A 22,420-nucleotide genomic window follows, 5' to 3' on the forward strand; every position below is an offset into this window, starting at 1 on the left:
CTTCGGCCACGCTAACGCGGGCAGCGTTACCAATCCGTTTATGGTAACCGCCGCGTTCACCATTTTCTGCGGGATTGAGCTTCTCTTTATTCGAATCTTAGCGATTGCCGGCAGCTCACGATGCGCATTGCCGCGGGAATCTTGACTTTTTGTGCACTGCACAATATATTTACCCGCATTGCACAACGCGGCCCGGACAAGGCGCGTCGATCGTCCAAGGCAACCGTTCAAGGGAAAGCGTGAAATGACCCAGACCTATGAAGATTTCAGCAAATACGGCAAGGAATTTGCGGACACCGGATTGAAGAGCTTCGCCTCGCTGTCCAAGGGTGCGCAGGCTATCGCCGCCGAGGCGGGCGAGTACACCAAGAAAAGCTTCGAAGCCGGTAGCGCCGCTGTCGAGAAGCTCCTTTCCGCCAAGTCGCTGGACAAGGCGCTCGAGATCCAGTCCGACTATGCCAAGCAGTCCTATGAGAGCTTCGTCACCGAGGCCACCAAGCTTGGCGATCTCTATGCCGAACTCGCCAAGGAAGCTTACAAGCCGTTCGAATCGATCGTCGCCAAGGCGAAGTAAATTCGACGAACATTCCGAGCCGGCCCCTGGGCTTGCAAAGACAAACCCGGTCGCGAACGCGCGGCCGGGTTTTTTAATGCCAGCTCGAAATCGGGGGCCTACGGTCTTCACGATTTGAAAAATCGGTCAAGTTTGGCCACCTAGCCATATTGTCAGCTAAACAGAAGGGCTTAAAATCGTCCATCGAACACCTACATGTCGAGCATGCATGAGGATTCGAAAAAGGCAGGATTACGTGACTACAGGTTTGACTGCCACGAGCTACGTGGTGCGAATGCAGAACGGCAGCAACGGCAATGAGGCCGGTCGCGGCACGGCCGTCATCACGCGCACAAAAACCAAGACCAAGAAGCCCAGTCTGTATCGGGTCCTCATTCTTAACGACGACTACACACCCATGGAATTCGTGGTCCACGTGCTGGAGCGCTTTTTCCAGAAGGACCGCGAAGCCGCCACACGCATAATGCTTCATGTTCACAATCATGGGGTGGGCGAGTGCGGGGTCTATACATTCGAGGTGGCCGAGACCAAAGTGTCTCAGGTCATGGATTTCGCCCGACAGAATCAGCATCCGCTGCAATGCGTGATGGAGAAGAAGTGAGGTAACATGCCGGCTTTCTCCCAAGGCCTGGAAAAGGCGCTTCACCAAGCGCTGACGCTCGCCAATGAGCGACACCATGAATATGCAACCCTTGAACATTTGCTGCTCGCCCTGATCGACGACACCGAGGCGGCGGCCGTCATGCGTGCCTGCAACGTCGATCTCGACGAGTTGAAGCATACGGTTCTCACCTATATCGACACCGAGCTCGACAATCTCGTCACCGGCTACGATGAAGATTCCAAGCCGACTGCCGGTTTCCAGCGCGTCATCCAGCGCGCGGTGATCCATGTGCAGTCGTCAGGCCGCGAGGAAGTGTCCGGCGCCAACGTGCTCGTCGCCATCTTCGCTGAGCGTGAAAGCCACGCCGCTTACTTCCTGCAGGAACAGCAGATGACCCGCTACGACGCGGTCAACTACATCTCGCATGGCATCGCCAAGCGCCCCGGCGCTTCCGAGACGCGTACCCCGCGCGGCGCCGACGACGAGCAGGGCAGCCAGAGCGGAGCCGAGCCGCAGGAGGAAGGCGGCAAGAAGAAGCAGCAGCAGGACGCGCTGACTGCCTATTGCGTCAACCTGAACAACAAGGCCAAGGCCGGCAAGATCGATCCATTGATCGGTCGCGAGAGCGAGATCAACCGGACCATCCAGGTGCTGTGCCGCCGCTCCAAGAACAACCCGCTCTATGTCGGTGATCCCGGCGTCGGCAAGACGGCCATCGCCGAAGGCCTCGCCAAGCGCATCGTCGAGGGCGACGTTCCCGAAGTGCTGCACAATGCCACCATCTTCGCGCTCGACATGGGCACGCTGCTGGCCGGCACCCGCTATCGCGGCGATTTCGAGGAGCGGCTGAAGCAGGTCGTCAAGGAGCTCGAGGATTATCCCGGCGCCGTGCTGTTCATCGATGAAATCCACACCGTGATCGGGGCAGGGGCCACCTCCGGCGGCGCCATGGATGCATCGAACCTGTTAAAACCCGCACTGTCGTCCGGCGCCATCCGCTGCATCGGCTCGACCACCTACAAGGAATTCCGCCAGTTCTTCGAGAAGGACCGCGCGCTGGTGCGGCGCTTCCAGAAGATCGACGTCAACGAGCCGACGGTCGAGGACGCCATCGAGATCATGAAGGGCCTCAAGCCTTATTTCGAGGAGTTCCACAAGGTCCGCTACACGAGCGAGGCGATCAAGGCTTCGGTCGAACTCTCGGCGCGTTACATCAACGACCGCAAGCTGCCGGACAAGGCGATCGACGTGATCGACGAGACCGGTGCCTCGCAAATGCTGGTGCCGGAAGCCAAGCGCAAGAAGACCATCGGCATCAAGGAGATCGAAGCGACGATCGCCACCATGGCGCGCATCCCGCCGAAGACGGTTTCCGCCGACGACGAGAAGGTGCTGCAAGGACTCGACATCGAGTTGAAGCGCGTCGTTTACGGCCAGGACACCGCGATCACAGCGCTGACCTCGGCCATCAAGCTGGCGCGGGCCGGCCTGCGGGAACCGGAAAAGCCGATCGGCTCGTACCTGTTCTCGGGCCCGACCGGTGTCGGCAAGACGGAAGTGGCCAAGCAGCTCGCCGCCTCGCTCGGCGTGGAGCTGATCCGCTTCGACATGTCGGAATATATGGAACGCCACACCGTTTCGCGGTTGATCGGCGCGCCTCCCGGCTATGTCGGCTTCGACCAGGGCGGCCTTCTGACCGACGGCGTCGACCAGCATCCGCATTGCGTGCTGTTGCTGGACGAAGTCGAGAAGGCGCATCCGGACCTGTTCAACATCCTGTTGCAGGTCATGGACCACGGCAAGCTGACCGACCATAACGGCAAGCAGATCGACTTCCGCAATGTCATCCTGATCATGACCACCAATGCGGGCGCATCCGATGCGCAGCGCGCGGCGATCGGTTTCGGTTCGACCAAGCGCGAAGGCGACGATGTCGAGGCGATCAACCGGCTGTTCACGCCGGAGTTCCGCAATCGTCTCGATGCGATCATTCCGTTCGGCTCGCTGCCGGTGCCGGTCATCCATCAGGTGGTGCAAAAGTTCGTCATGCAGCTGGAAGCGCAGCTTTCCGAGCGTGGCGTGACCTTCGATTTGTCGCAGGATGCAATCGCATGGCTGGCCGACAAGGGCTATGACGAGCGCATGGGCGCCCGGCCGCTTGGCCGTGTCATCCAGGAGCACATCAAGAAGCCGCTGGCCGACGAGGTGCTGTTCGGCAAGCTCAAGAAGGGCGGCACGGTGCGTGTCACCGTCGAGAAGAAGGAAACCGGCGAGACCGGCCTGAAGCTCGAATCGCTCGCCGACGAGGCGCCGGTGAAGCCGAAGAAGGAAGAGCCGGACGACGTGCCGAAGGCCAAGAAGGCGGTGGCAAAGAAGCCCGCCGCGAAAAAGGCGGTGGCGCAGAAGCCGGAACCGAAAGGTAAGGACGGCGGCAAGCGCAGTCTCGTGCCGCAACTGCCGCGTAAGAACTGACGAACCAGCCAGTAAAAAAGCCCCGGAAACGGGGCTTTTTTTGTGACACCCTCCGGTTAAGGCCCGCCGGAGCGGTTTGCGCCGGTTCAGCTTGCCAGCGCCATCCGTATCTTGCCGGCGTTCTGGGCCAGGACTTCAGGCTTTTCCATCTGTCCGCTGTGCGGTTTCAGGGGAATCCCCTCGAAGCGCGGAATGACATGGACGTGAAGGTGAAAGACAGTCTGCCCCGAAGCTGGTTCGTTGAACTGCATAACCGTGACGCCATCTGCATCGAAGGCCTTCTTTACGGCCCGCGCAACTTTCTGGACGTGAGCGAAGAGCGGGCCAAGCATCGCCGGATCCGCGTCAAGCAGGTTGCGCGACGGCGCTTTCGGCACCACCAGCGTGTGACCCTGTCCTTGCGGCATCACATCCATGAAGACAATGACCGCTTCATCCTCGTAGACGCGGTGCGAAGGGATTTCTCCGCGCAGGATTTTGGCGAAGATGTTGCTGCTGTCGTAGGTTGCTTCGGCCATGGCGCGCGCTCCGGTTCTTGGCTCGCTGTCTCGTGTAGCGAAGCTGTTCCGGGCGGGCAAGATGATCGATCGACATCGGCCATGCGGGCTCGCACGGCTGAGCGATTGGGCTCGCTACCCTACTCCGCCATGTCCTTGCGGAACGGGGTGTGCTCTTCCAGATATTCGCTCATCCGCTCGACTTCGCGCCGCTCGCGCTGGAGGTAGTCGGCCACTGCATTGCGCAGACCTGGATGGGCGATATAGTGCGCCGAATGCATCGTCACGGGCCGGTAGCCGCGCGCCAGCTTGTGCTCGCCCTGAGCACCAGCTTCAACCACCTTCAGCTTGCGCGAGATGGCGAAATCGATTGCCTGATGGTAGCAGACTTCGAAATGCAGGAATGGGTGGTCCTCGATGCAGCCCCAGTTGCGGCCGTAGAGCGCGTCTGAGCCGATGAAGTTGATGGCGCCCGCTATGTAGCGTCCGTTGCGTTTGGCCATGACCAGCAGGATGTCGTCGGCCATGCGCTCGCCGATTAGGGAGAAGAAATCGCGGTTGAGGTAAGGCCGGCCCCACTTCCTGCTGCCGGTATCCATGTAGAACGCGAAAAAGTCGTCCCAGGCCTTTTCGGTCAGATCCTTGCCGGTCAGCCAGTCGATCGAGATGCCGTCGGCGAGCGCCTCGCGCCGCTCTTTCTTCATTGCCTTGCGCTTGCGCGACGCTAACGTCGCGAGAAAATCGTCATAGCTCGAAAAACCTTCGTTGAAGAAGTGAAACTGCTGGTCGGTGCGATGCAGGAAACCGGCCGCCGCCAATATCTGGACATCGTCCTCCGGCGCGAAGGTGACATGGGCGGAAGACACGCCGAGCTTATCCGTCACCGCCTTCAGGCCGGCCGCAAGACCGGCCTTGACGGTGGGACTGTCCTCGCCCTTGCCGACCAGCAGGCGAGGGCCGGTGACGGGCGTGAACGGCACCGCGCATTGCAGCTTCGGGTAGTAGCGCCCGCCGGCGCGTTCGAATGCGTCCGACCAGCCATGGTCGAATACATATTCGCCCTGGCTGTGCGACTTCAGATAGCAGGGGACCGCCCCGAGCAGCTTGCCTCGGGCGGTTTCCAGCCTCAGGTGATGGCCTTGCCAGCCGGTGCGCCGAACAGCGCAGCCGGAATCTTCCAGCGCGCTCAAAAAAGCAAATGAAACTAGTGGGTTGTAGCCGTTTTCTGCATCGTCTTGTGTAGTGCCGCCGAGGCTGTCCCATTCAGCGCTGGTAAAGGCCCCGATGCCCGCGGCGATGCGGATCGACAGCTCCGCGTTCGCCGTTTGTCTTTCGCAGTCGTCCCCTTGATCCATGAGGCTTACTTAAGCTCGCTGCTGACCCATACAAGCCCGCTCAAGCAAGCCGCACCAGATCTGGCTCGAATCCTTCGAACGTCATCTGGTCGGCATATTTGAAGGTCAGGTCGACGGCAGGCTGGTCGTGCACGGTCCAGGTGATCACCGGCATGCCGAGTTTTTCTCGCACGAAGGAGACGAACCGGTTCGGCAGGTCGCCGGCGGCGTAGGAGGTGAAGGCGATGTCATGCGCCAGCATGGCGAAATGCGCCTCGATCAGGTGGTTGTCGTTGCCGTAGGCGGTCAACCCGCCGGGTATGCCGGGAGCATATTTCGGGAACTCACGGATCAGCCAATGGTCGAACGACATGATCGCAGCCTTGCCGTTGTATTGCTTGAGCATCTTGCCGACGCTTTTGACCAGGCCTTCGTCGTGCCCGGCAGCTCCTTTCAGCTCGACAACCATCGGCACACGGCCGTCGACCAGATCAAGCGCCTGCTGCAGCGTCGGCAGATGGTCAGCGGTGCCGCCGACCTTCAGCGCGGTGATCTCGGCAGCCGTACGCTGCCAGACGAAGCCGTTTTCGCCGGTCAGCCGCCGCAGATCGCCATCGTGGATGATGACGGGGACGCCGTCGGAAGACAGGTGCACGTCGCATTCGATCGCGTAGCCGCGCTCGGCCGCCGCGGCGAAGGCGGAAAGGGTGTTCTCCCAGCGCGTCTTGTTCATGTCGTGGAGGCCGCGATGGGCAACGGGCCGGGCGGTCAGCCAGGAAAGATCGGTCATGGTTGCAGTCCCGGTCATTCGACTTCGAAGATCGCTTCGATTTCCACTGCGGCATTAAGCGGCAGGGAGGCGGTGCCGACGGCGGAGCGAGCGTGCGTGCCGCGATCGCCGAGCACCGCGGCGAGAAAATCCGAGGCGCCGTTGGCAACCAGATGCTGTTCGACAAAGTCCGGTGCCGAGGCGACGAAGACGGTGATCTTCACCAAGCGACGGATTTTCTCGAGATCGCCAAGTGCTGCCTGGGCTTGCGCCAATATGTTGATCGCACAGTATTTTGCGGCTTCCTTGCCGGTCGCGGTGTCGACATCGCTGCCAAGCAGTCCGCTCGCCTGGAGCTTGCCGTCCTTGAGCGGCAACTGCCCGGCGGTGAACAGCAGATTGCCGGTCCTGCAATAGGGCACGTAATTGGCGGCGGGCGCGGCGGCGGCCGGCAGCGACACGCCGAGATCGCTTAGCCGCTTTTCGATTGTTTCGCTCATGCTATTTCCCTATTGCTTGAAGGTGCCGCGCAGGCCGGGCCGAAATTGCTATTTTTGCCTCGCTTCCGCCACGACTTTTTTTAAGCTGGACCATCTTTCCATGCGGCCTGCCATTAGCCGCGATGATCGGAGCACCCCATGCGCGCAACGCGCCTCGTATTCAACGCCGTTCTCTTGACAGCGGCTTCCTGGGCGGCTCCCGCTTTTGCGGTGCCGGCGCTGCAGGCGCATCGCGCGGTTTACGACATTTCACTCGACAAAGCCTCCGACCGCTCCGGCATCACCGGCATCACCGGCCGCATGGTCTACGAGTTCAACGGCTCGCCTTGCGAGGGCTATACGGTAAAGTTCCGTTTGGTGACCCAGATCGTAACCAGCGACAACACCAGGCTGACCGACCAGCAGATGACCACCTTCGAGGACGCCGAGGGCAAGACCTTCTCCTTCGTGAACAAATCCTTTGTCGACCAGAACCTCGACAAGGAGGTCAAGGGTACCGCAACGAAGGAGGCCAACGGTCTCAAGGTCGATATCGACAAGCCCGAGAAGAACAGCCTGGAACTCGCGCCGACCCAGTTCCCGACCCAGCAAATGGTCGAAATGATCGGCAAGGCGGAAAAGGGTGAGCGCTTCTACGAAACCAACCTGTTCGACGGCTCTGAGGATGCCAACAAGGTGGTGACCACCACCGTCGTCGTCGGCAAGCAAGCCGATGCCGACAACGCCGATCCGGAAGCGCCGGCGCTGGCCAAGCTCGCCACCGACAAATACTGGCCGGTCGACATCGCCTATTTCGATGATGCCGACAAAGGCGGCGAGGAGGTGCCGGAATACCGGATCAGCTTCAAGCTGCACAAGAACGGCATCACGCGCGATCTCGTCATGGACTATGGCGAGTTCTCGATGACCGGCAAACTGGTCAATCTGTCGCTGTTCGATCAGCCAAAGACCTGCCCGTCGAAATAGGCTGGAACCAACGACAAGCCGCCGGCCGCTATCCGGGATAGTAGCGCTTGATCTTGCGGGCGTGTCGTATCGACTTGAGCATGCCGCAATTGCCCATCATCGTCTAACGACGGTAAGCGCCGTGGGGGAGCAGGTTGAGCAGGATCGACGTTTTTGTGGCGCCGCGGCCCAATGCGACGCTGATCAAGGCCATGACGTTCGTCAACCGAATTGTCATGCTGCACGGCATTCCAGGCTTTCGCGACCTGTTGCCGTTCAACTGTCTGGCCGGTTTGCGCGGCGTCGCCAATGTCCGCCACATCTATTTTCCAGAGGATGACCGGCAAAGGCTGAAGGCTTGTTGCGGTGCGGGCAAGGCGACGTTCATCACGCCCAACCATCCCGAATTCTTTACCGACTGGATGATCGACAAGGAGGTCGTCTCGCGGGTAAGCCCGCTGACGGCATCCTGGGCCACGCACGGCGTCGTCAACGGGCTTGGCCGGCTGATGCAGAAATTCTGGTTGGCCAACAATCTGATCGCGCAAATCCCGCGCAACAGCGCGGCCGCCAAGGAACATTCGGTGGCCTGGGCGCTGAAGGGGCACGGCGTGCTCCTGCATCCCGAAGGCGGTGTCGGCTGGCATGCCAACATCATTGCTCCGCTGCTGCCGGGGGCGGTCGAGATGGGGTTCGAGGCGCTGAAGCGCGGCCGCCTGATGGATCCGGATTTCAAGGTTTGGATCGCGCCCGTGATCTGGAAGCTCGTTTTCACGGGGAATGTCGAGGCAGCGCTGGCAAAGGAATGCGCCTATGTCGAGCAAAGCCTGAAGATCGAACGCCGTGCCGGCAATACGCTGCCGGAGCGCATCCATCATATCTATGCGACGTTGCTGTCGCGCGATGAGGCTGCGTATGGCCTGCGGTCAGATGAGCGGGTTTCGTATGACGCACGTCAAAAGGACCTGCTCGCGGAACTCGGCCGTCGCCTTGCTGAACTTGTCTCGGTCGACGCCGACACGCTCGACACTGCCGAGCTTTTGCGCCGGTCGCGGCGCCGGCTGCGGGAAAACACGGATGGCACCGAAAACCAGGCGCAGGTCCGAACGCTGGCAGATACGATCCAGCGCCTGCAGCGTGTCGGGCCGTGGGCCTCAACCAATCCGCGCATCACGCAGGAGGAGATCGCCGAACATTTGAAGCGGATCCGCAACGACTATTGCAATGGTACGCTGCGCGATACGATCAACCGTTTCGTGCCGCAGCCGGCAGGCCCACGCCGCGCCTATGTTCGGGTACCGGAGCCGCTAGGCTTGCACGCCTATCAAGGCTCCGTCGAGGAGGCACTCGCCGAACTGCACGACCGGATGCAAGAGACCGTCACCAGGACGATGACGCAACTCGAGGCCGGCGGCGCCTTCATTTTCTATGCCAATCCCTTCTATCATCGTTAGCGGCGTGCTGGTCGGCGCAAGATGAAGGAGTGCGGCAAACCTCATGGCGGTCTATGTCGATGCGGCGATCTGGAAATGGGTCGGCCACCGCTGGTGTCATCTGCTGGCAGACGATACTGACGAGCTGCATCGCTTCGCCGCGCAGCTCGGCGTCAAGCGCTCGTCCTATCAAGGGCCGCCCAAGACATCGGCGCCGCATTATGACATAACCGGGCTGGAGCGTGACCGCGCGGTGCGGTTAGGCGCCATCGAATGCAGCCGCGAGGAGATCGTCGCTGTTTTCCGGCGTGTGCGGGTGCCGAAGGGGAAGATGCGACAATGACACCGGTGCGCTGATCGCCGCACGCTGAGCCGCAAGACGCCACAGCGCTTGCGTTTGTCGTGCTTCCCCTCTATATGCGCGCTCATTCCACACACGGACTTTGGTGTCTGCCCGGGAGAAATCCGGCTGAAACCTCCGGTGGCGTTTGAGGACAAAGTCCAAAAATGCCTGTGTCCGTGGAGGCTAACCGGAAAGGAAATAAGAATGGCTCTGCCTGATTTCAGCATGCGCCAGCTATTGGAAGCTGGCATTCACTTCGGCCACCAGACCCACCGCTGGAACCCGAAAATGGCGCCCTATATCTACGGCGCCCGCAACAACATCCACATCATCGACCTCTCGCAGACGGTGCCTCTGCTGCACCAGGCGCTGAAGCAGGTTTCCGACACTGTTGCCAAGGGCGGCCGCGTGCTGTTCGTCGGCACCAAGCGCCAGGCCTCCGACATTGTCGCCGATGCCGCGCAGCGCTCGGCCCAGTACTATGTCAATTCGCGCTGGCTCGGCGGCATGCTGACCAACTGGAAGACGATCTCGAATTCCATCCAGCGCCTGCGCAAGCTCGACGAGATGTTGGCCGGCGAGGCTCAGGGCCTAACCAAGAAGGAGCGCCTCAACCTCGATCGCGAGCGTGAAAAGCTCGACAAGGCGCTGGGCGGCATCAAGGATATGGGTTCGACGCCCGATTTGATGTTCGTGATCGACACCAACAAGGAAGCGATCGCCATTCTCGAGGCCAAGCGTCTCGGCATCCCGGTCGTTGCCATCATCGATTCCAACTGCGACCCGGACAAGATCGACTTCCCGATCCCCGGCAATGACGACGCGGCCCGCGCGATCCAGCTGTATTGCGATCTGATCGCCAAGGCAGCTATCGACGGCATCGCCCGTCAGCAGGGCGCGCTCGGTGTCGATATCGGCGCATCGGTCGAGGCTCCGGTCGAGCCGGCGCTTGAGCAGACCCCGGCCGCCGAGAGCCCGGCAGCCCAGACCCCGGAAGCATAGTAGCGAAGGCCGGCTACGGCCTTCATCTTTCCAATATGTTGGCGCGGTAAGCGCTACCGGCACCAGGCGCATCATCGAAAATCGATGGTGCGTCAGTGCATTTAGACAAAGAGGCGACAATGAGCATTTCGGCTGCACAGGTCAAAGAACTCCGCGACTTGACCGGCGCGGGCATGATGGACTGCAAGGCGGCGTTGAACGAGACCAACGGCAACATGGAAGAAGCCATCGACTGGCTGCGCAAGAAGGGTATCTCCAAGGCCGACAAGAAGGCCGGCCGTACCGCTGCCGAAGGCCTGATCGGCGTCGATTCGGGCGTCCGCGAGGCAGCGATCGTCGAGGTCAATTCCGAGACGGACTTCGTTGCCCGCAATGCTGCGTTCCAGGAGATCGTCGCCAATGTCGCGAAGGTCGCGCTTGCCTATGGCGGCAAGACCGAGGCCGTTGCCGCTGGTCCCTATCCGGGCTCGGGCAAGTCGGTCGCCGAGACCATCAAGGACGCCGTCGGCACCATCGGCGAGAATCTGGGCTTCCGCCGCTCGGCCAAGCTCACCGTCGAGCACGGCGCTGTCGCAACCTACGTTCACAATGCGGTCGCCGACGGCCTTGGCAAGCTCGGCGTGCTGGTGGCCATCGAGACGACAGGCAACGCGCATGCCGCGAACGCCTTCGCCCGTCAGGTTGCCATGCATGTCGCTGCCACCAATCCGATGGCCTTGACCTCCGAAGAGCTCGATCCGGCCGCGGTGGAGCGCGAGAAGGCGATCTTCGCCGACCAGGCACGCCAGTCCGGCAAGCCGGAAGCGATTATCGAGAAGATGGTCGAGGGCCGTTTGCGCAAGTTCTACGAAGAGGTCGTGCTGCTCAAGCAGGCTTTCGTGCTCAATCCCGACATCACCGTCGAGAAGGCGCTTAAGGATGCCGAAAGCGAGATCGGCGCGCCAGCCAAAATCGCTGCCTATCTGCGCTTCGCGCTCGGTGAGGGCATCGAGAAGGAAGAGACCGATTTCGCGGCGGAAGTCGCGGCAGCGGTCAAGAAGTAAACTATTTCGTTTAAAAGGCTTTTTCGGCCGGGTGTCCGCGAGGATGCCCGGCCGATTTCTTGCGCGGTGTAGGATCAACTCAAGGACGACCTCGCCGCGCTCGATTTCGACATTGCGCAGGACGTTCGGGCACGGCTCGATGCGGTGAGCCGGTCATTCACACCCTTTTTCGTATTCGTTCTTCGGCGCGGAAATATAGGGTGGCCTTACCGGAGGTCAGACAGTCGGTGACAAGCCGGCTGGCTACATGCCGAACCTGTTCATGCAAGGTGCTTTTGCCGTGTAAGCTGAAGCTGGAAGAGAGTTTTCCGGCTCGGGCGCCGCGTGACATCGTGGCGCCCTTCGTGTATCGGAACGCCCAGTGTTTCGGGGCGCACCGAAACGCGTCACACGCACGATGACGAGGACCAGATGACGGTGAAGCCCCTCTACCGACGTGTTTTGCTGAAAGCATCGGGCGAAGCGTTGATGGGCGAGCAGCATTTCGGAATCGACGTATCGGTGGTCGACCGCATCGCCGCCGACATCGCTGAGGCCCGGGCATTGGGCATCGAAGTCGGTGTCGTCATAGGCGGCGGCAACATCTTCCGTGGCGTCGCGGTTGCCTCGAAGGGCGGAGACCGCGTCACCGGCGACCATATGGGCATGCTTGCCACCGTTATCAATTCGCTGGCGCTGCGCACCTCGCTCAACAAGATCGGCGTCGACGCCGTTGTGCTGTCGGCGATCGCCATGCCCGAGCTTTGCGAAAGTTTTTCGCAGCGACAGGCGACCGCCTACATGAACCAGGGCAAGGTCGTCATCTTCGCCGGCGGCACCGGCAATCCGTTCTTCACCACCGATTCGGCTGCGGCCCTTCGAGCCGCCGAGATCGGAGCCGATGCTCTGTTCAAGGGCACCCAGGTCGATGGTGTCTATTCGGCTGATCCCAAGAAGGACCCGCACGCGACACGTTTCGAGCGGATCAGCCATGACGAAGTCATCAAACGCGGGCTTTCGATCATGGATACGGCGGCGATTGCACTTGCGCGCGAAAACAACATTCCGATAATCGTCTATTCGATCCACGAGAAGGGTGGTTTCGGCGATATCCTGAGGGGCGGCGGCCGTTGCACGGTCGTCGCAGATGATTGACCGGACCATGAACCCGAAAGGGATCGGTTGCGGATGAGGCTCGAACAGGGCTTACCCTAAGCAGTGAACCCGGGTTAACGGGTCGAGGAGACGATGATGAGTGGCGAATACGACGATCTCAAACGGCGCATGGACGGGGCGATCGCCGCGTTCAAGCATGATCTGGCTTCGCTGCGCACCGGCCGCGCGTCGAGCAACCTGCTCGATGCCGTCCAGGTGCAGGCCTATGGCACCACCATGCCGATCAACCAGGTGGCAACAGTGTCGGTTCCGGAACCGCGCATGATTTCGGTTTCGGTCTGGGACAAGTCGATGGTCAGCGCGGTCGACCGTGCCATCCGTGAAGCCAATCTCGGGTTCAATCCTATCGTCGACGGTACCAATCTCAGGATTCCGCTGCCCGAGCTCAACGAACAGCGCCGCAAGGAGCTGGTCAAGATCTCGCACGGTTATGCCGAGAATGCCCGCGTCGCCGCACGACACGTTCGCCGGGACGGCATGGACTTTCTGAAAAAGGCGGAAAAGGACGGCGACATCAGTGAGGACGACCATCGCAAACGGGCCGACCAGGTTCAGAAACTGACCGACGAGACAATCAGCACCATCGACCACCTGCTTTCCGACAAGGAAGCGGAAATCATGCAGGTCTAGGGTCTGGCCACGGCTGGCCCGGAAGTGAGAACATGGCAACGCCCGCGCATGTCGCGATCATCATGGACGGAAACGGACGCTGGGCCAAGGCGCGCGGCTTGCCTCGGCTGGCTGGTCACCGCGCCGGCGTCGAGGCGCTGCGCAAGACAGTGCGCGCCGCCCCCGGCCTCGGCATCTCCTTCCTGACCGTCTACGCTTTTTCGTCGGAAAACTGGTCACGACCGAAATCTGAAGTCAGCGACCTCATGGGCCTGCTGAAGCTTTTCATCCGACGTGACCTTGCCGAACTGCACCAGAGTGGGGTGCGGATCAGGGTCATCGGTGACAGGGCAGGGCTGCAGCCCGACATAAGGGGGCTGCTTGAGGAAGCCGAAACGCTCACTCTCCGCAACGAAGCGCTGACGCTGGTCATTGCCTTCAATTACGGCGGGCGCGACGAGATCGTGCGCACCGCGCGCAAGCTCGCCACAGCGGTGGCGCGCGGTGAGATCGACAGCGAGGCGATCACGGCCGAGTCCTTTGCCAGCTCGCTCGATACAGAGGGCATTCCGGACCCGGAACTGGTCATCCGCACCAGCGGCGAGCTTCGGCTGTCGAACTTCCTGTTATGGCAGGCCGCCTATAGCGAACTCGTTTTCCTGCCTTGCTACTGGCCCGACTTCAGTCGCGAGCACCTGTCCGATGCACTACGCGATTTCGCCGGCCGCGAGCGCCGCTTCGGCGGACTTGCCGCCCAAGATGTCGCCTCAGGCTGAGGAATGAGCAACCTCCAACTCCGGGTCATTTCGGCCGTCGTGCTTGCCATCGTGACGCTTGGCCTGACCTGGCTCGGCGGACTGCCCTTCCGGTTGCTTTGCGCTGCCATGGCGGCGGTGATCTTCTACGAGTGGACGCGGATGAGCCGCCCCGTTGCCCCGGCAGGTGCTGGTGCTATGGCAGGTCTCGGCTTTCTGCCCGAGGCGCTGATCGTGGTCTTTATTGGTGCCCTCGTCGCCGGCTTGCCTGCGTCTTTGCTGCTGCCGCTCGTGGCGGCTCTGGTTGCTGTCACTGCCATCGCGGCGTCGATGCGCAAGGCAGGACCGTGGGAAGCATCCGGCCTTGCCTATGCGGCCGTGTCGGGCTTGTCGCTGGCCTTCTTGCGTGATGGCGACCATTCAGGGCTGCTGGCCATTCTGTTCCTATTCGCCGTGGTTTGGGCAACCGATATTTTTGCTTATTTCGTCGGCCGCTCCGTCGGTGGCCCAAGGCTGGCGCCGTCGATCTCGCCGGGCAAGACGCGGAGCGGGGCGCTCGGTGGGGTGGTCGGCGGCGTAGTGGCCGGTCTGCTTCTGGCTGCAGTAGCCGGAACGGGCAACCTCGCCGTGCTTGGCGTGGTCGCACTGGTGCTTTCGATCGTCGCGCAGGCCGGCGACCTGTTCGAATCATGGGTCAAGCGACGCCACGGCCGTAAAGATTCCGGCACGCTGATACCCGGCCATGGCGGCATCATGGATCGGGTCGATGGGCTTGTCGCGGCGGCTTTCGCCCTATACGTCATCGGCTGGATTTCCGCGACCGCCGACCATCCGGCACAGGGGCTGTTTCCGGTTTGAACGGCATCGTCGGTGGGCCGGCGCGGGGCTGCGTCATGGATTCGCCTGGATTGATGTCACAGTCGCGGCGTGATCTGCGCCGTGGATGAATTTGAGGGCATGAATTGAACGAGATTCTTCACGCGGTTTTCAGCACGGACGGCCTTGTCCTCGGCACGCTGGTGCCTTTCCTGTTCGTGCTGACCGTGGTCGTGTTCGTCCACGAAATGGGCCATTACCTCGTCGGCCGCTGGTGCGGTATCGGCGCAAAAGCCTTTTCGATCGGTTTCGGCCCTGAGATCATCGGCTTCAACGACAGCCGCGGCACCCGCTGGAAGCTTTGCGCCATACCGCTCGGCGGCTACGTCAAGTTCGTCGGCGATATGAACGCGACGTCGAGCCAGCCCAGCTCGGAGGAGGTCGAGGCGCTGAGCGACGACGAACGCAAGGTTGCCTTCCACACGCAGCCGATCTGGAAGCGGGCGGCGACCGTCGTGGCGGGGCCGCTGTTCAACTTCCTGCTGACGATCGCCGTCTTTGCCGTGCTGTTTTCCATATATGGTCGGCCGGTATACGAGCCGATGGTGGCTGAAGTCACCGAAGGCAGTCCGGCAGCGGCGGCCGGCATCATGCCCGGTGACCGATTCGTCAGCGTCGACGGCAGCAAGGTCGAGACCTTTGCCGACGTCCAGCGTCTGGTTTCGGGCCGCGCCGGCGACAGCATCACCTTCGTTATGTTACGCGGCGGCAAGGAAATCACCGTCACGGCGACGCCGCGTTTGATGGAACAACAAGACGCATTGGGCAACAAAGCCCAGGTGGCCGTGATCGGCGTCATCAACAACAAGGAACTCGGCCAGCCGCGGCTGATCACCTACAGCCCGGCCGGGGCAGTCGGGGCGGCCATCCAGGAAACCGGACACGTCATCCAGCGCACCGGCCAGTTCCTGCAGCGTTTCGTTGTTGGCCGCGAGGACAAGTGCCAGCTGGGCGGGCCCATCAAGATCGCCAAGATGTCGGGCCAGGCGGCAAAGCTCGGCTTCGAATTGCTCGTCCAGCTTGTTGCATATCTGTCAGTCGGGATAGGAATTCTCAATCTTCTGCCGATTCCCCCCCTCGACGGAGGGCATCTTCTGTTCTACGGCGTGGAAGCTGTCATCCGACGGCCGGTGTCCGAACGGATGATGGAAATGGCTTATCGGAGCGGCCTCATCCTGGTGCTCGGCTTCATGGGTTTTGTTTTCTGGAACGATCTGTTTGGGTGCTGAAATCATGAAGAAATTTGGCTTCAGCGCGACCAATGTTGAGACGCCGTTTACCATGCGTGGGGATATGCGTGACGCGAAAGCCACGCCACAGGGTTAAGTAAATACAAATTAACCAGAAGCCTTGCGTGTAGGGAAAATCCGGTTAATACGGTAGGGGAAATTACCGCACGTCCGGTTTTCTCGCCGTGGGGACTTCGAGAAAAGGTACAAAAGCCCGATGAAGGCAGCATCCAAGTTTCTGAGCGCCGCGTCCGCGGTGGCTATGTCCGCTGCTCTGGTTGTACCAGGCGCGCTCGCAGTGCAGTTCGTTGCCACATCGGCCGCCGAGGCGGCTGTCGTCTCCAGAGTCGAAGTCACCGGCAATCAGCGTGTCGACGCGGACACCATCCGCAATTACGTGACAATCAAGCCCGGCAAGGCGTTTTCCAGCTCCGACATCGATGATGCGGTCAAGGCGCTGTTTGGCACCGGGCTGTTTTCGGACGTGCAGATCAACCAGGTCGGATCGACGCTGGTCATCAAGGTTTCCGAATACCAGGTCGTCAACCAGGTGCTGTTCCAGGGCAACAAGAAGCTCAAGGACAACGCGCTTGCAGCCGCGGTGCAATTGAAGCCGCGCGGCACCTTCTCGCAACAACAGCTCGACGCCGATGTCGAGGCGGTCAAGGCCGCATACCGGCGTATCGGCCGCGACGATGCCGCCGTGACCACCCAGATCATGGATCTCGGCGACAACCGGGTAAACGTGGTCTTCAACATCAACGAAGGCGGCCGCACCCAGATTGCGGCGATCAATTTCGTCGGCAACAGCGCCTATTCGAGCCGCCGTCTGTCGGACATCATCTCCACCAAGCGCTCGTCCTTCCTGTCGTTCGTGCTGCGCGACGATGTTTATGACGAGGACAAGCTGCGCGCCGACCAGGAGCTGCTGCGCCGCTTCTATTACAATCACGGCTATGCCGACTTCCAGGTCGTCTCGGCTGTCGGCGAACTCGACGACACAACCAACAAATACACCGTTACCATCACGGTGCAGGAGGGCGAGCGGTATACGTTCGGGGACGTCAGCGTCGAAAGCACGATCCCCGAGGTCGACAGCAAGTCGCTTGAATCGGTGGTCGAGACCCACAAGGGCGATGTCTATAACGCCAAGGATGTCGAGGACACGATCATCGCGCTGACCGAAAAGGTCGCCGGTTCTGGTTATGCCTTTGCCCAGGTGACGCCGCGCGGTGACCGCAACTTCGAAAACCACACCATCTCTGTCGTTTATACGATCGACCAGGGCACCAAGGCCTATATCGAGCGCATCGAGATCCGCGGCAACGATCGGACTCGCGACTACGTCATTCGCCGCGAGTTCGATGTCAGCGAAGGCGACGCTTTCAATCAGGTTCTCATCCAGCGCGCGAAGAGGCGGCTGGAAGCGCTTGATTATTTCGAGAAAGTCGAGATTTCCACCGTTCCGGGCTCTGAGCCTGATCAAGTCGTACTGGTGGTCGACGTGGTCGAGAAATCGACCGGTGAGTTCTCGGTCGGTGCCGGTTATTCGACTGGTGGCGAGACGGCTGGTCCGTCCGTCGAAGGTTCAATCAGTGAGCGCAACTTCCTCGGCCGCGGCCAATTCATCAAGGTGGCGGCTGGCGGCGGCAAGAACTCGCGCGACTACAGCTTCTCGTTTACCGAACCGTACTTCCTTGGTCGCCGTATCGCTGCCGGATTCGACATCTACAAGCAGACTCGAAACTATGACCATTACGATAGCGACACGACGGGCGCGACAGTGCGCTTCGGTCTGCCGATTACCGACAACATCTCGACTCAGCTCGCGTATAATATCGCTCAGGAGAAGTATGAGTTCGACGAGAACTGCGACCCTGCCACCTGCGATGTCTCCCAGGCGATTATAAACGGTGTCGAAGAGAGTCCGTGGCTCAAATCGTCGGTTAGTCTCGGCCTAGTTTACAATACTATTGACGACATGAAGAATCCCCATGAAGGCATTTTTGCCAACGTCGGCACGGAAGTGGCTGGCTTGGGCGGCGACGCCAAGTTCATCAAGGTGACAGCGCGCGGCAGCATTTATCAGACGTTGTCCGAACAATTGGATCTGGTAGGCCTCATTTCTGGCGGTGCCGGCCATGTCCAGGGATATGGCAGCGGCGACCTGCGTGTCTTCGACCATTTCCAGAGCAGCGATCGCATGATCCGCGGTTTCGAATATGGCGGCATCGGTCCGGTTGCCTCGGACAACAGCAATGACCATCTCGGCGGCACCACTTACTTCAATGCCTCGGCGGAAGCGCAGTTCCCGCTGCCGGTCATCCCGGAAAGCTTCGGTTTGCGCGGCGCGGTATTCGCCGATGCGGCAACGCTCTACGGCAGCAAGATTGCCTCCAACCTCGTCAATCAGTCGACGACCGGCATGGAATGGCGCGCTTCTGTCGGCGTCGGCTTGATGTGGGCATCGCCTTTCGGCCCGATCCGCATCGACTATGCGATCCCGGTCAAGAAGGAAAAGACCGACGACGTGCAGGAATTCAACTTCGGCATATCGACCCGCTTCTGATGTGCGGGTAACGATGCTTCCGGCTCGTTTGGATCGGGATGTCAGTGATCCGACACTACAGCGCAGTGCGTCCTATCGGACGCTCAAAGAACGTTGTAGCAACTTGATTTGCGCATGATCCTTTCCGAGGATCGATTTCCGATTTCGGGGTCATGCGCTAGCTGGATATTGCTTCTGGAATGACCGATCCGGTGTTCTTCGCGCCCTCACGCCGGTATACGGCCGGCGAAGTCGCGAATCTGACCGGCTCGATGCTTGTCGATTCCGCTCTCTCCGATGTTTCGATCGACGCTCTGGCTCCCGCCAACGAAGGCGGCGAGAACGCCCTTGTCTTCGTCGATGGCAGGCGCAATTTCGCCCTGATGCAGTCACTGCGGGCGGCAGCGGTTCTCTGCCCTGCCGAATTTGCCGCCAAGGCGCCGGCGGGCATCGCGGTTCTGGTGCATCCGCGCCCGCAGCAGGCTTTCGCAATGGTCGGGCGCCTGCTTTTCCCGGCGGCTGCAACGCCTGGGCCGATGACCGGCGAAACCGGTATCTCGCCGCACGCCCATATCGATGCGACCGCCCATGTCGAGCCCGGTGCGATCATCGAAGCGGGCGCGGTCATCGGACCGCGCGCTGACATCGGCAGCGGAACCGTCATTGCCCCTTATGCGGTTATCGGTCCTTCCTCCCAGATTGGCCGCGACGGCTATGTCGGTCCAGGCGCCAGCGTGCAATATGCATTGATCGGCAATCGCGTCATCATTCATGGCGGCGCCAGGATCGGCCAGGATGGCTTCGGCTTCGTGGCCGGCGCCAAGGGTCCGGAGCGGGTTCCGCAGATCGGCCGCGTCATCATCCAGGACGACGTCGAGATCGGGTCGAATACGACCGTCGATCGCGGCGCCATGTCCGACACGATCATCGGCCAGGGTACCAAGATCGACAATCTGGTGCAGATCGCGCACAACGTTCGCATCGGCCGCAATTGCATAATAGCCGGGCTTTCGGGTATTTCCGGTTCTGTGACGGTAGGCGACAACGTCACCATGGGTGGCGGCGTCGGCCTTGCGGATCATTTGACCATAGGGTCCGGCGCCAAGCTTGCGGCAAGAAGCGGGTTTATGAGCAATGTGCCTGCCGGTGAGATTTGGGGAGGATATCCGGCGCAGCCGATGGCGGAAGCTATGCGCGAGATAGCGGCCTTGCGCAGACTTGCACGGACGCGCAAACAGGGTGAGGGGGGAAATGGCTGACATCGCAGCGGCGACGCTCGAAGCGGTTGACATAATGCGGCTGATGAAGCTCCTGCCGCACCGCTATCCGTTCTTGATGATCGACCGTATTGTCGACATAGATGGCGACGAATCCGCAATCGGCATCAAGAACGTCACCATAAACGAGCCGCATTTCCAAGGTCATTTCCCCGACCAGCCGGTCATGCCCGGCGTACTGATCATCGAGGCGATGGCGCAGACGGCCGGCGCCATCTGCATCCGCAGCCTTGGTACGGAAAAGCCGTCGCTGGTTTATTTCCTGACCATCGACAATGCCAAGTTCCGCAAGCCGGTCGTTCCAGGCGACCAGCTGAAAATTCATGTGAAGAAAATCAAGAAACGCGGCAATCTTCTCAAATTCGCTTGCGAGGCCCTCGTCGATGGCGCCAAGGCGGCGGAAGCCGAGATCTCGGCGATGATGGTCGCAAGCGGCTGACAAACGAATGCTAATGAAAATCCAGACAGTCATCCATCCATCGTCGGTCATCGAGGCAGGCGCCCAAATCGGCGAAGGCGCCCGCATCGGGCCCTTCTGTCACGTCGGCCCCGATGCCGTGATCGGCGACCGCGTCGAACTGGTCAGCCATGTCTCGGTGATTGGCGCGACCACCATCGGTGCATCGACCAAGGTTTATCCGATGGCGATACTGGGTGGACCACCGCAGAACACCAAGCACAAGGGCGGCCGTACCACGCTGGTGATCGGCGAGAACTGCACGATCCGCGAAGGCGTCACCATGCATGTCGGCACCGATTCCAGCCGCGGCGAGACGACGATCGGCGACAACGGCAATTTCCTTGCCTATGCCCACATTGCCCATGACTGCGTGGTCGGCAAGAACGCCACCTTCGCCAATCAAGCGACGTTAGGCGGGCATTGCGAAGTCGGTGACAATGTCTACATCGGCGGCCTGACCGCGGTTCATCAGTTTGTCCGCATCGGCGATAACGCCTTTCTCGGCGGCTGCTCGGCGATCGTCGGCGACGTCATTCCCTACGCCATCGCCGTTGGCAACCGTGCCAGCCTTCGCGGCCTCAACATCATTGGGCTGAAGCGCGCCGGCCTGCCACGTTCGGAGATCCATTTGCTGCGCAAAGCCTATAAGACGATCTTCGATCGCTCCCGGACCGTCGGCGAAAACATCGAATTCGCCAAGGCGGAGTTCGCCTCGTCGCCGACTGCCATGAAGATCGTCGATTTCATCGCCGGTCGCGGCAAGCGGCACTATGCCGTGCCGTCGCTCAAGGGTGGCGACGGCGACGATGCCGATGATGAAGACTGAGAGCAGATGACGAAGATTGAGGCTGCCGGAAAGGGCCTTGATCTCGCGCCAGATGCCAAGGTCGGTATCATCGCCGGCGGCGGCAGCCTCCCGGTCGAAATTGCCCGAGCGCTCGCCCGGCAAGGCAAATTGCCCTTCGTCGTGATGGCGGCGGGCGAGGTCGACCGCATAGCCGATTTCGAGCCCTATGAGCAGGCAACCTTGAGGCTGGAAGACGTCGGCTCGCTGCTGCCGATCCTCAAGCGGCATCACGTTACGCATCTCGTAACCGCGGGTCATATCACGCGCCGCCCCAGGCTGAGCGCCATGCGCCTCAATTTGGGCCTGCTCGCCTGGCTGCCCAGCCTCTTCGTCGGTGTAACCCGGGGAGACGATACGGTGCTGAAATTGTTCGTGCGCAGGATCGAGCGCAGCGGCATCAAAGTCGTCGGCGCTCACGAGATCGTGCCGGAGCTGGTCGCCGCCGAAGGCCTGCTGACCAAGGCGGCGCCACACAAATCCGACTGGCGCGACATCGAGGCGGCGCACGCGGCGGCAAAAGCCATCGGCGCGCTGGATATCGGCCAAGCGGCTGTTGCGGTCGGCGGCCGCGCCATTGCGCTGGAAGGCGTCGAAGGGACTGACGGGCTGCTCGAGCGGACAAGGGAATTGCGCGGGCACGGCAGGCTGGCGGGCAGGACGCGCGGTGTCCTGGTCAAATGCGCCAAGCCCGGTCAGGAACTGCGTGCCGATCTGCCCTCCATTGGCCCGCTGACCGTCGAGGCGGCGCATGCCGCCGGACTGGCCGGCATTGCCGTAGAAGCCGGCCGCTCGCTGGTGCTCGAAGGTCCCGCCACCATCGGGCGTGCCAATGCGCTCGGCCTGTTCGTGATCGGGCTGCCTGCTGCGGAGCCGGCGCATGCCGAATGAGCGGCCGTTGAAGATAGCCGTCGTCGCCGGCGAGGAGTCCGGTGACCTGCTTGGCGCCGATCTTGTGCAGGCGTTAAAGCGCATGACCGGGCGCGACGTTCGGCTTGTCGGCATCGGCGGCCGCAATTTGCAGGCGCTCGGCCTAGCGCTATTGTTCGACGGCAGCGAGATCGTGTTGATGGGGCTTAGCGCTATCGTGCGCGACCTGCCGCGACTGATGCGGCGGATCGGCCAGACGGCAAACGCGATTGGCGGTGAAA

22 protein-coding genes and 1 pseudogene are annotated in these 22,420 nt (G+C 61.2%); 19 read left to right on the forward strand and 4 right to left on the reverse strand.

The window, feature by feature from the left end; all coding sequences use genetic code 11:
* Positions 1-244 precede the first annotated feature (244 nt).
* From NKH83_RS20775 to clpA, 3 genes are all read left to right on the forward strand, one after another.
* On the forward strand, positions 245-574 hold the full coding sequence (locus NKH83_RS20775) for a phasin family protein (protein WP_352645635.1): 330 nt from the start codon (positions 245-247) through the stop codon (positions 572-574).
* A gap of 274 nt (positions 575-848) precedes the next feature.
* Entirely contained in the window at positions 849-1,175 is a 327-nt protein-coding gene (gene clpS, locus NKH83_RS20780) for an ATP-dependent Clp protease adapter ClpS (RefSeq protein WP_023717744.1), read from the forward strand.
* 6 nt (positions 1,176-1,181) lie between these two features.
* Positions 1,182-3,650 (forward strand): ATP-dependent Clp protease ATP-binding subunit ClpA, encoded by a 2,469-nt coding sequence (gene clpA / locus NKH83_RS20785; protein ID WP_023674922.1) that lies wholly within the window; start codon positions 1,182-1,184, stop codon positions 3,648-3,650.
* An 86-nt stretch (positions 3,651-3,736) separates the two neighbouring features.
* On the opposite strand, the gene NKH83_RS20790 is transcribed toward clpA, so the two are convergent.
* The 4 genes from NKH83_RS20790 to NKH83_RS20805 all read right to left on the reverse strand — a co-directional run bounded on the left by NKH83_RS20790 (position 3,737) and on the right by NKH83_RS20805 (position 6,750).
* Complete coding sequence (locus NKH83_RS20790; protein ID WP_352645637.1) at positions 3,737-4,168, reverse strand: HIT family protein; 432 nt, start codon at positions 4,166-4,168, stop codon at positions 3,737-3,739.
* A gap of 119 nt (positions 4,169-4,287) precedes the next feature.
* Positions 4,288-5,502: a GNAT family N-acetyltransferase gene (locus NKH83_RS20795; RefSeq protein WP_352807065.1), complete on the reverse strand. Its 1,215-nt coding sequence runs from the start codon at positions 5,500-5,502 to the stop codon at positions 4,288-4,290.
* A 40-nt stretch (positions 5,503-5,542) separates the two neighbouring features.
* Positions 5,543-6,271, reverse strand: coding sequence for a glycerophosphodiester phosphodiesterase (locus NKH83_RS20800; RefSeq protein WP_352807068.1), 729 nt, complete (start codon positions 6,269-6,271; stop codon positions 5,543-5,545).
* A 14-nt stretch (positions 6,272-6,285) separates the two neighbouring features.
* A complete protein-coding gene (locus NKH83_RS20805) occupies positions 6,286-6,750 on the reverse strand; it encodes a RidA family protein (protein ID WP_254817319.1) in 465 nt (154 codons plus the stop codon).
* A gap of 138 nt (positions 6,751-6,888) precedes the next feature.
* On the opposite strand from NKH83_RS20805, the gene NKH83_RS20810 reads away from it, so the two are divergent.
* The 16 genes and pseudogenes from NKH83_RS20810 to NKH83_RS20885 form a co-directional block, all read left to right on the forward strand.
* Complete coding sequence (locus NKH83_RS20810) at positions 6,889-7,716, forward strand: cell envelope integrity EipB family protein (RefSeq protein ID WP_352807070.1); 828 nt, start codon at positions 6,889-6,891, stop codon at positions 7,714-7,716.
* A gap of 134 nt (positions 7,717-7,850) precedes the next feature.
* Positions 7,851-9,149 carry a lysophospholipid acyltransferase family protein gene (locus NKH83_RS20815; RefSeq protein ID WP_352807073.1) on the forward strand — a complete coding sequence of 433 codons (1,299 nt, stop codon included), beginning with the start codon at positions 7,851-7,853 and terminating at the stop codon, positions 9,147-9,149.
* A 43-nt stretch (positions 9,150-9,192) separates the two neighbouring features.
* The gene (locus NKH83_RS20820; RefSeq protein ID WP_352807076.1) at positions 9,193-9,471 is read left to right on the forward strand and encodes a DUF4031 domain-containing protein; all 279 of its coding nucleotides are present in this window, start codon (positions 9,193-9,195) and stop codon (positions 9,469-9,471) included.
* Positions 9,472-9,675: 204 nt separating this feature from the next.
* A complete protein-coding gene (gene rpsB, locus NKH83_RS20825; RefSeq protein ID WP_254817316.1) occupies positions 9,676-10,473 on the forward strand; it encodes a 30S ribosomal protein S2 in 798 nt (265 codons plus the stop codon).
* 119 nt (positions 10,474-10,592) lie between these two features.
* Entirely contained in the window at positions 10,593-11,516 is a 924-nt protein-coding gene (gene tsf, locus NKH83_RS20830; RefSeq protein WP_352807079.1) for a translation elongation factor Ts, read from the forward strand.
* 411 nt (positions 11,517-11,927) lie between these two features.
* Complete coding sequence (gene pyrH / locus NKH83_RS20835) at positions 11,928-12,650, forward strand: UMP kinase (protein ID WP_023674934.1); 723 nt, start codon at positions 11,928-11,930, stop codon at positions 12,648-12,650.
* Between the two features lie 96 nt (positions 12,651-12,746).
* Positions 12,747-13,301: a ribosome recycling factor gene (gene frr / locus NKH83_RS20840; protein ID WP_084640965.1), complete on the forward strand. Its 555-nt coding sequence runs from the start codon at positions 12,747-12,749 to the stop codon at positions 13,299-13,301.
* Between the two features lie 32 nt (positions 13,302-13,333).
* On the forward strand, positions 13,334-14,056 hold the full coding sequence (locus NKH83_RS20845; RefSeq protein ID WP_254817313.1) for an isoprenyl transferase: 723 nt from the start codon (positions 13,334-13,336) through the stop codon (positions 14,054-14,056).
* Positions 14,057-14,059: 3 nt separating this feature from the next.
* Complete coding sequence (locus tag NKH83_RS20850) at positions 14,060-14,893, forward strand: phosphatidate cytidylyltransferase (protein ID WP_352801695.1); 834 nt, start codon at positions 14,060-14,062, stop codon at positions 14,891-14,893.
* A gap of 104 nt (positions 14,894-14,997) precedes the next feature.
* Positions 14,998-16,140 (forward strand): RIP metalloprotease RseP, encoded by a 1,143-nt coding sequence (rseP, locus tag NKH83_RS20855; protein ID WP_352508489.1) that lies wholly within the window; start codon positions 14,998-15,000, stop codon positions 16,138-16,140.
* A 217-nt stretch (positions 16,141-16,357) separates the two neighbouring features.
* Positions 16,358-18,709: an outer membrane protein assembly factor BamA gene (gene bamA / locus NKH83_RS20860; protein WP_352801692.1), complete on the forward strand. Its 2,352-nt coding sequence runs from the start codon at positions 16,358-16,360 to the stop codon at positions 18,707-18,709.
* Positions 18,710-18,888: 179 nt separating this feature from the next.
* Positions 18,889-19,947 (forward strand): UDP-3-O-(3-hydroxymyristoyl)glucosamine N-acyltransferase, encoded by a 1,059-nt coding sequence (gene lpxD, locus NKH83_RS20865; RefSeq protein WP_352807084.1) that lies wholly within the window; start codon positions 18,889-18,891, stop codon positions 19,945-19,947.
* A complete protein-coding gene (fabZ, locus tag NKH83_RS20870; protein ID WP_023674942.1) occupies positions 19,940-20,404 on the forward strand; it encodes a 3-hydroxyacyl-ACP dehydratase FabZ in 465 nt (154 codons plus the stop codon). The genes lpxD and fabZ overlap by 8 nt, the downstream gene beginning before the upstream one ends.
* A gap of 13 nt (positions 20,405-20,417) precedes the next feature.
* Positions 20,418-21,251 carry an acyl-ACP--UDP-N-acetylglucosamine O-acyltransferase gene (gene lpxA, locus NKH83_RS20875; RefSeq protein WP_352801690.1) on the forward strand — a complete coding sequence of 278 codons (834 nt, stop codon included), beginning with the start codon at positions 20,418-20,420 and terminating at the stop codon, positions 21,249-21,251.
* 6 nt (positions 21,252-21,257) lie between these two features.
* Positions 21,258-22,160 carry an LpxI family protein gene (locus NKH83_RS20880; RefSeq protein ID WP_502895596.1) on the forward strand — a complete coding sequence of 301 codons (903 nt, stop codon included), beginning with the start codon at positions 21,258-21,260 and terminating at the stop codon, positions 22,158-22,160.
* Positions 22,150-22,420: pseudogene (locus NKH83_RS20885) on the forward strand (lipid-A-disaccharide synthase); the annotation flags it as partial. The gene NKH83_RS20880 and the pseudogene NKH83_RS20885, both read left to right, overlap by 11 nt.

The sequence above is a fragment of the Mesorhizobium sp. M0909 genome, assembly GCF_040319515.1.
Taxonomy (GTDB): Bacteria; Pseudomonadota; Alphaproteobacteria; order Rhizobiales; family Rhizobiaceae; genus Mesorhizobium.